Annotated in this window: 9 protein-coding genes and 1 pseudogene; 9 read left to right on the forward strand and 1 reads right to left on the reverse strand. The window is 63.8% G+C overall.

Annotated elements, in window-relative coordinates; genetic code table 11:
* Positions 1-158: 158 nt before the first annotated feature.
* The 9 genes and pseudogenes from ID804_RS11985 to ID804_RS12020 all read left to right on the forward strand — a co-directional run bounded on the left by ID804_RS11985 (position 159) and on the right by ID804_RS12020 (position 6,396).
* A complete protein-coding gene (locus ID804_RS11985) occupies positions 159-1,412 on the forward strand; it encodes an aromatic ring-hydroxylating dioxygenase subunit alpha (RefSeq protein WP_005054956.1) in 1,254 nt (417 codons plus the stop codon).
* Positions 1,409-1,996 carry a 3-phenylpropionate/cinnamic acid dioxygenase subunit beta gene (locus tag ID804_RS11990; RefSeq protein ID WP_005054954.1) on the forward strand — a complete coding sequence of 196 codons (588 nt, stop codon included), beginning with the start codon at positions 1,409-1,411 and terminating at the stop codon, positions 1,994-1,996. The genes ID804_RS11985 and ID804_RS11990 overlap by 4 nt, the downstream gene beginning before the upstream one ends.
* Positions 1,993-2,319 (forward strand): hypothetical protein, encoded by a 327-nt coding sequence (locus tag ID804_RS11995; RefSeq protein ID WP_005054953.1) that lies wholly within the window; start codon positions 1,993-1,995, stop codon positions 2,317-2,319. The genes ID804_RS11990 and ID804_RS11995 overlap by 4 nt, the downstream gene beginning before the upstream one ends.
* Positions 2,320-2,322: 3 nt before the next feature.
* Positions 2,323-2,520, forward strand: coding sequence for a ferredoxin (locus tag ID804_RS12000; protein WP_005054951.1), 198 nt, complete (start codon positions 2,323-2,325; stop codon positions 2,518-2,520).
* Positions 2,517-3,728 carry an NAD(P)/FAD-dependent oxidoreductase gene (locus ID804_RS12005; RefSeq protein ID WP_005054949.1) on the forward strand — a complete coding sequence of 404 codons (1,212 nt, stop codon included), beginning with the start codon at positions 2,517-2,519 and terminating at the stop codon, positions 3,726-3,728. The genes ID804_RS12000 and ID804_RS12005 overlap by 4 nt, the downstream gene beginning before the upstream one ends.
* 118 nt (positions 3,729-3,846) lie before the next feature.
* Positions 3,847-3,993 (forward strand): annotated as a pseudogene (locus tag ID804_RS12280) (helix-turn-helix domain-containing protein); the annotation flags it as partial.
* Between the two features lie 42 nt (positions 3,994-4,035).
* Complete coding sequence (locus ID804_RS12010; RefSeq protein ID WP_223159176.1) at positions 4,036-4,581, forward strand: IclR family transcriptional regulator; 546 nt, start codon at positions 4,036-4,038, stop codon at positions 4,579-4,581.
* 161 nt (positions 4,582-4,742) lie between these two features.
* Positions 4,743-5,465 carry an alpha/beta fold hydrolase gene (locus ID804_RS12015; RefSeq protein WP_169080434.1) on the forward strand — a complete coding sequence of 241 codons (723 nt, stop codon included), beginning with the start codon at positions 4,743-4,745 and terminating at the stop codon, positions 5,463-5,465.
* 16 nt (positions 5,466-5,481) lie between these two features.
* On the forward strand, positions 5,482-6,396 hold the full coding sequence (locus tag ID804_RS12020; RefSeq protein WP_169080437.1) for an alpha/beta fold hydrolase: 915 nt from the start codon (positions 5,482-5,484) through the stop codon (positions 6,394-6,396).
* A 1,037-nt stretch (positions 6,397-7,433) separates the two neighbouring features.
* Here the strand turns inward: ID804_RS12020 and ID804_RS12025 are convergent.
* The gene (locus tag ID804_RS12025; protein WP_370651862.1) at positions 7,434-7,529 is read right to left on the reverse strand and encodes a hypothetical protein; all 96 of its coding nucleotides are present in this window, start codon (positions 7,527-7,529) and stop codon (positions 7,434-7,436) included.
* Positions 7,530-7,699: the final 170 nt, after the last annotated feature.

The raw sequence follows: 7,699 nt of genomic DNA on the forward strand, positions 1-7,699 counted from the left end.
CCCCATCATCGGTGCCGACGTCAGCAACCGTCATCGTCATCTCAGTATTGGTCCGTTCTCGCCCCGTGCAGTGCGAAGGTCAGCAGTGCTGGTGTCTCACCCCATCCTGACGCACAGGGCTCGAGCGGGAGCGCTTGTTCAGTCGCGCGTGGATCTTCGTGGGTCACGAATCAGAGATCCCTCAGCCCGGCGACTACGTGGTGCGGCGAGTGCTCGACGACTCGTTCATCGTGGTGCGCGACGAGAGTGGCTCCGTCAAGGCGATGTTCAACATGTGCCTGCACCGAGGAATGCAGGTGTGCCGGGCGGAAATGGGCAACGCCTCGCACTTCCGCTGCCCGTATCACGGCTGGTCGTACCGCAACGACGGACGAATCGTGGGGCTGCCGTTCCACGAAGAGGCGTACGGTGGCGAGGCTGGCTTCAATCGCAAGGGAGCCCGCCTGCTTCCGGCGCCGAGCCTCGACAGCTACAACGGGTTGATCTTCATCAGCATGGATCCGGATGCGCCACCGCTGATCGACTACCTCGGCGATTTCGCTTTCTATCTCGACTACTACACGAAGCAGAGCTCCTCGGGCATCGAGCTCCGCGGCCCGCAGCGCTGGCGGGTGAAGGCGAACTGGAAGATCGGCGCAGAGAACTTCGCCGGCGACATGTACCACACGCCACAGACCCACACCTCGGTGGTCGAGATCGGCCTCTTCCGCGAACCGAAGGCGGAGAAGCGTAAAGACGGCAACACGTACTGGGCGGGCAACGGCGGAGGCACGACCTACAAGCTTCCGGAGGGAACGCTCGAGGAGCGGCTGCGCTACGTGGGCTACCCCGACGAGATGATCGACCGGATGAAGGAGGTCTGGTCCCAGGACCAGCTCAATGTGATCGGCGAGAACGGCTTCATGATCTCGGCGGCCTCGATCTTCCCGAACATGAGCTTCGTGCACAACTGGCCGAAGGTGGAAGACGGCGACGACGTGCTCCCGTTCATCTCGATCCGTACCTGGCAGCCGATCAGCGAGAACGAGACCGAGGTGCTTTCCTGGTTCGCCGTCGACGCAGCGGCACCGGAGGAGTTCAAGGCTCTGTCGTACAAGGCGTACCTGATGTGCTTCGGCAGCACGGGGATGTTCGAGCAGGACGATGTGGAGAACTGGGTGTCCCTTACGAACACCGCGAAAGGGAATATGGCGCGGCGCTTGCTGCTGAACAGCCGGATGGGCGTGCTGAAAGACGGCAGATTCGTCGTGGAGCCGCTCGGACCGGACGCGTTCTCTGGCCCGGGCGTGGCCCACGTCGGTTACGGAGAGTACAACCAGCGGCATCTGCTCGAGCGCTGGGCGGACTACCTCGAGACGGAGCCGACCGCGCTGATCATCTCGTCGGTGGGGATGCCGGAGGGGCTGTCATGACCGAGGCGCGCTGGGTTCGACTGAAAGAGTCGCCGCTCGGAGCACATACGACCAAAGCCACGCGGGTGGGGAGTTCGTTGTCGTTCTCGGACGGCCTGCATCTGGAGACGCACAGGTGGCTCGTCGAAGAGGCATACATCCTCGACGAGCAGCGGTACGAGGACTGGCTCGACCTCATCGCCGACGATGTGCACTACATCATGCCCGTGCAGGTCACTACCGCGCTCGGCGCCGGGTACTCGACGTCTCCGGGCATGGCGCATTGGGACGAGAACAAGTACTCCCTGAGCCGGCGGGTCGCCCGCTTCCTCACGGAACACGCCTGGACAGAGGATCCGCCCTCCCGGCTCCGTCACTTCGTCACGAACGTGCGCACCTTCGAGAGCGACGTCCCGGGCGAGGTCGTCGTCGATTCTGCGGTGCTTCTTTTCCGCAGTCGCGGCGACGTGCACGAGCCCGCGGTGATCTCGGCCGGCCGCGAAGACGTTCTGCGACGTGTCGGCGGCGGGTTGCAGCTCGCACGCCGAACCATCACGGTCGACGAGTCGGTCTTGCGCACACAGAATCTGGCGATCTTCCTATGAAACTCGAATGGGAAGGCGAAGAGGACGACCGCATCGCGGCCATCGCAGCAGCAGACGAACGTCAGCGGCTCGAAGACCAGCGGGTAGGGGCTCCGATCTCGATCGCCAATGAGTTCTCGGAGATCCGGGTATCTCGCGTGGAGACACGCAACGGCTCCCGGCTCCTGATCGAGTCGCCGCGATCCGGGCAGTGGGTCGCTCTCGATCCGCTCGAGCTCGAGGCGCTGACCTGGCAGACTACGGCGACGTTCTCCGCCATGATCGCCCAACCGTTCGCACCGATGTTCCCTGAGATAACGCCTGAAGAAGCAGGAGAGGAGTGACACATGCCTGTCGTGAAAGCGGATCTCGGGCTCTGTCAGGGCTACGCCAACTGCATCATGGCCGCGGGAGACTATTTCGATCTCGATGACGACGGCGTCGTGATCCTGCTCAGAACAGAGGTCGACGAGGCCGACCGGAAACGGGTCACCGAGGCGGCGAACAGCTGCCCGGTTTCCGCGCTCCGGGTGGAAGACGAATGACGACAGCGATTGTCGGTGCGTCGATCGCGGGGGTACGGGCCGCGCAGGCGCTTCGGGCAGAGGGGTATCGCGGAGACGTTGTGCTCATCGGCTCCGAGCCCGTGCTGCCCTACGACAAGCCGCCGCTGTCGAAGGGATACCTCGTCGGTGCAGGTGCAGCCGAGGTCACGCTCCTCACGGCGGCGGAGGCGCTCGAGCTTAACATCGACCTTCGTCTCGGTGTGCCGGCGGTAGGTCTGGACCGTGCGTTGTCGGAGCTCCGGCTGGCGAATGGACGGCGGGTCGGCTTCGATGACCTCGTGGTGGCGACCGGCGTCCGCGCGCGGCCGTCGCCGTGGGGTGAAGGCGAGGGAATCCATGTGCTGCGGACACTCGACGACGCAGACCGGCTGCGCGCCGAGCTAGTTCCCGATCGCAGGATCATCGTCATCGGAGCGGGCTTCATCGGCGCCGAGGTCGCCGCGACCGCTCTTGGGCTCGGAGTCGATGTCACCCTGGTCTCGGCGACACGCGACCTGATGTCACGCCGGCTCGGTGACGAGATTGGCGCCCTCTTCTCGCAGAAGCACTCCCGGCATGGCGTACATGCGGTTCTCGGACGGACGGTCGCGCAGATCGACGGTGCGAAGGGAGACTTCCGCGTGCTCCTGGATGACGGTTCCGAGCTCCACGGTGATGTCGTCGTCATCGGCATCGGGGCAGTGCCGAACGTCGAATGGCTCGAGGACTCAGGGCTCGAGATCGACGACGGTCTCGTCTGCGACGAATTCCTCACGGCACTCGGCGCCCCGGAAATCCATGCGATCGGCGATGTTGCGCGGTGGCGGCATCCGGTTCGCGGCGATCTCACCCGTCTTGAGCACTGGACGAATGCGGTCGACCAGGCGCGCTGTGTCGCGCACAACATCGCTCATCCCGACGACCGACGCTCATATCTGCCTGTCGAGTATGTCTGGAGTGACCAGTTCAACTGGAAGCTGCACATCGTCGGTCGCACGACGGCAGTCAACCCCGAGATGGTGACGGACCCTCGAACACCCGACCGGATCGCGTCTCTGTACTCTCAGAATGGTCTGTCATTCGACGGGGCAGTGGTACTGAATTGGCCCCGCGCTCTCGTCGAAGTCCGCCGGTCCATCGCAGCGGGATCGTCGCTTTCCGACGTTCGTGTACGACTGGGCCGGCTGCTCGAATCGGCGTCCGGATAGACCTGGACGGGATCGCCTTGCCCTTGATGGCGGCCCTGAGGGCCGGCAGGAACGATACAGTTTCTGTTGTGCAGAGAAATAGAGCAGCCGACGGAGTCGATGCGGCTCCGCAATACCGATCGAGTCGGTCGACAATGCCCTGAAACTCCTGCTCCTGCTCGGTGAGAAGAACGAACTTCGACTGACGGACGCCAGCAAGCACCTGGGTGTCGCGACCTCAACGGCGCATCGCATCCTCGCGATGCTTCAATGGCGAGGATTCGTGCGGCAAGACCCGCGAACGAAGACATACGGGCCAGGGCCGTCGTTGACCACGATCGCCTTCTCGGTGCTGAGAAAGATGGACATCCCGCAGATCGTGCAACCGATCCTCGAGGAACTCAGCCACCAAGCCGGCGAGACGGTTCACCTCGGCACGCTCGACGGCAACTCCACTCGCTTTCTCGCAGTCTCGGAACCGACGACGGCGGTGCGAGTCGCTTCACGGTTGGGCAAGGAGATGCCGGCCCATTGCACCTCCACGGGAAAGGTTCTCCTGGCGCAGCTCCCGCGAGAACAATTGGACCGTCTCTACCCCGACGAGCAACTCTCACAGGTGACTCCGCAGTCGATCCGTACCAAGACCGAGCTCCTCGCACAACTGGATCTTGTCGCGAAGCAGGGCTATGCAACGAACCGGGAGGAGAGCGAGGAGGGCGTGGCCTCGGTGGCCGTGGCCGTTCCCTCGGCGAGCGGGCTGCGGTTGGCGATCAACGCATCTGCCCCGGTGTTCCGCTTGCCTCCCCGCAAGGTGAAGACCCTCGTCGCACTCCTCGATGAGGCAGCCGTACGTCTGGCCGACCTGACCTCCTGAAGGCTCGTCGTCTCTTTCCCCTGCGACCTGGTGCAGGGGTCGTTCGGCGCGTTCTGAAGAGAGCTCGAGCCATGCTGGACTGTTGGCGCCGCGCAAGCTATTGTGTCTTCTAGTTAGCAACAAGTTCTGCTCAGCAGACAAATATGCGAAGAGGATGATCAATGCAGATCGTACTGGTGCACGGCGGATGGGTAGGCGGCTGGGCGTGGGACGGCGTCGCCGACGAATTGCGCAGAATGGGGCACGAGGTGATCGCGCCGACGCTGCGCGGTCTCGAAGACGGTGACGTGGACCGCTCCGGCGTCACGATGAGCATGATGGCGCGCGATCTGATCGATCAGGTAAGAGAGCTCACCCAGCTCGACATCGTGCTCGTCGGTCATAGCGGCGGAGGTCCGCTCATCCAACTCGTCGCTGAGGCGATGCCCGAGCGCATCGGCCGGGTCGTCTTCGTCGACGCCTGGGTGCTGCGCGACGGCGAGAGCATTAACGACGTGCTCCCCGATCCGTTGGTCGCAGCGATGAAGGCGCTTGCGAGTCAGTCCGACGACAACACCATCGCCATGCCGCCTGAGCTCTGGGCCGCGACTATGCAGGACATGTCCCCGTTCGAGCAGCAGCAGCTCGCCGCGCTCGAGCCGAGGCTCGTCCCAGCGCCGGCAGGCTGGTCCGATGAGCCGATCCGCCTCGACCGGTTCTGGGCGAGCAGCATCCCGTCAAGTTATGTGTTCCTCGCTCAGGACCAGACCGTTCCCGCTGAGATCTACCAGGCCGCGGCCGGGCGGCTTGATAGTCCGCGCACGATCGAGATCGACGGAAGCCATTTGGTGATGCTCACGCATCCGGAGAGGCTCGCACGGGCCCTCGACGCCGTCATTGCCTAACAGGCCTGGGGAAGCTATGGATTCGATTTCACGCCCAGACGACGTCGCGCCGATCTCGTACACCGAACTGGCGCCGTCGGGTGCGCCTGCTCGGTGGATCGTCCTCGTGCACGGGGGTGGTGCCTCGAACGAGTACTATCTCGAGACGCCCGACGGCCGACAGGGCTGGGCGGCACGATTCGTATCGCTTGGCTACGGTGTGCTGGTGGTGGACTGGCTGGGGTTGTCCTATGAGGCGGCCCAACACGTCGATGATCGTGCGGCGTCTGCGCGGCTGGACTATGAGAGCGTGTGCCGAGGGATGGGCGTGTTCCTCTCTGGTCTCGGCCGGAACGTCGTGCTGGTCGTGCACTCGATGGCAGGTCCGATTGGCTTCCGCCTCCTAGAGACGCATGGCGATCTCATCGACGGGCTCGTAGCCGTCGCTCCGGGCCCGCCTGGAAATATACAGGCGGTGCCCGAGATCGTGAGGGAGTCCGACCAGGAGGTCTCCATCCGTGGAGCGGCCATCGACTGGACCATCCCGAAGATGGGTTTCTGGGAACCCACAAGCGCCTTCGTGAACGACAAGGCCATCGGACCCAGCCGGCGGTTCCCCCGCGAGTGCATCGAGGTGTTCCGCCGCACCCTTCGGCCGATCCCGGCCCGGATGCTTTATCAGCGTCAGAACATCGGTGGGAGCCAAATGAGGATCGGGCCGACCGACGCGTTCACGAACAAGCCGATTCTCGTCTTCACGGGTGGAGCCGATACCGACCACCCCTCGCAGCTGGATCAGGACATCGTGGCCTGGCTCACCGATCAGGGCGCCGCCGTCACCTTCTGGTCGTCCGAACTGCCTCTTCTCGCTGGGAACGGCCACATGCTGATGGTCGAAGACAATAGCGACGAGATCGCTGACGAGATCGCGCGGTGGATCACGGCGCTCTGACTCGCCACCGTATCGTCCCGGCCATTATTTCAGCCGACCCGACGTCCCCAACAGCGGAGGAGAACGCCAGTCGTTTCCTTCGTGTCACTCGAGGGAACGCTGTGCCAGCTCGTTGCCGACTACGACTTGGTCGATCGGGCCCTTGCTCGAACTCCTCATTTCATACGTCTGGCGATGGACTCAAGGGAGATGTTCGCCGACGGCCGCGTGCAACTCCAGGTCATCGGTGGACAGCTGAGGCGTCTGCCACGACGCATCGAGACGATCGGTTCGCAGCTCGAACGGAACGTTCGGGCTGAGCATAAGGATGTTCCGAGACCTCCAGGAACGCGGATGGATCGGTTCGTTGGTCGGGGAGCTGACGACCACCCTGGTTGGCGTGGCGCTTATCGTCGCTGCGGTGCTACTTTCGGTCTCGGGGGGTGGCCCCCAGCTCGCCCCGACGTCGCACTCCTACCGTTCCTAGGGGCGGGGTGGTCGGCCTCGCGGGCAGGCTCCTCGTGCTGAGGCCGCTGCGCACCTCCTTGATGCGCACCACGCTGATCGCCGGATCCTGGCAAACTATCCCGCGACGCGAATTCGCAGGGGGTGTCGGCGCGACTTTCGATCGACGTACAGTGCCGTCCGTTAACAAACGATCGGTTCGTGCGACCGAACTGTCGAACGCCTGTGCATCGCTGCGGCGAGTTCCTCATGGCGCAGTACCTGGGTTTCGCTTCCGGAAGAAGATTTCACGAACCCCAGCGACACGGTGTTGCGGTGACGTTCGACGAAAGAGAAGAAGGATGGCCCGGCGAATCCCAATCGCGCGAAGTCTCGCCTTCGAAATGACAGAAGCGCTCCTGTGCTCGCGCGTCGGTTACTTCGCACCTTCTAGGTGTGACGTTATCAATTAGGGTGATGACGACCGGTGACGGGTACCGGTACCTGCTGAACTCTGTCGTGTCCGGTGACGGCGACCGCGACGCCTCGTCTGTGTTGACGCGGTATTACGCGGAGGCCGGGACTCCTGGCTCGATGTAGCGCCGAGGGGGTCGCTACTGGTCGGTTCCGACGTTGTGTTCAACCCAGTCGCGCAGATGCTTCAACGGGGCGGCTGCGCTGTGTCCGAGGTCAGTAAGTTCGTACTCCACGCGAGCGGGAACCTCGGGGTAGACGGTGCGAGTGAGCAGGCCGTGGTCTTCCGGAAAGTGTCAAGGCGGGTGAGACAGATTCCGTCAGGCGGTCTGTATGAGGGCCTCCTGTGAGGGCTGGTTGATCCAGGCGGCCTCGGGCAGCTTGGGCGCCTGGGGTCGGCGGTGGC

Source organism: Microcella alkalica (assembly GCF_014595885.1).
GTDB lineage: Bacteria > Actinomycetota > Actinomycetes > Actinomycetales > Microbacteriaceae > Microcella > Microcella alkaliphila_B.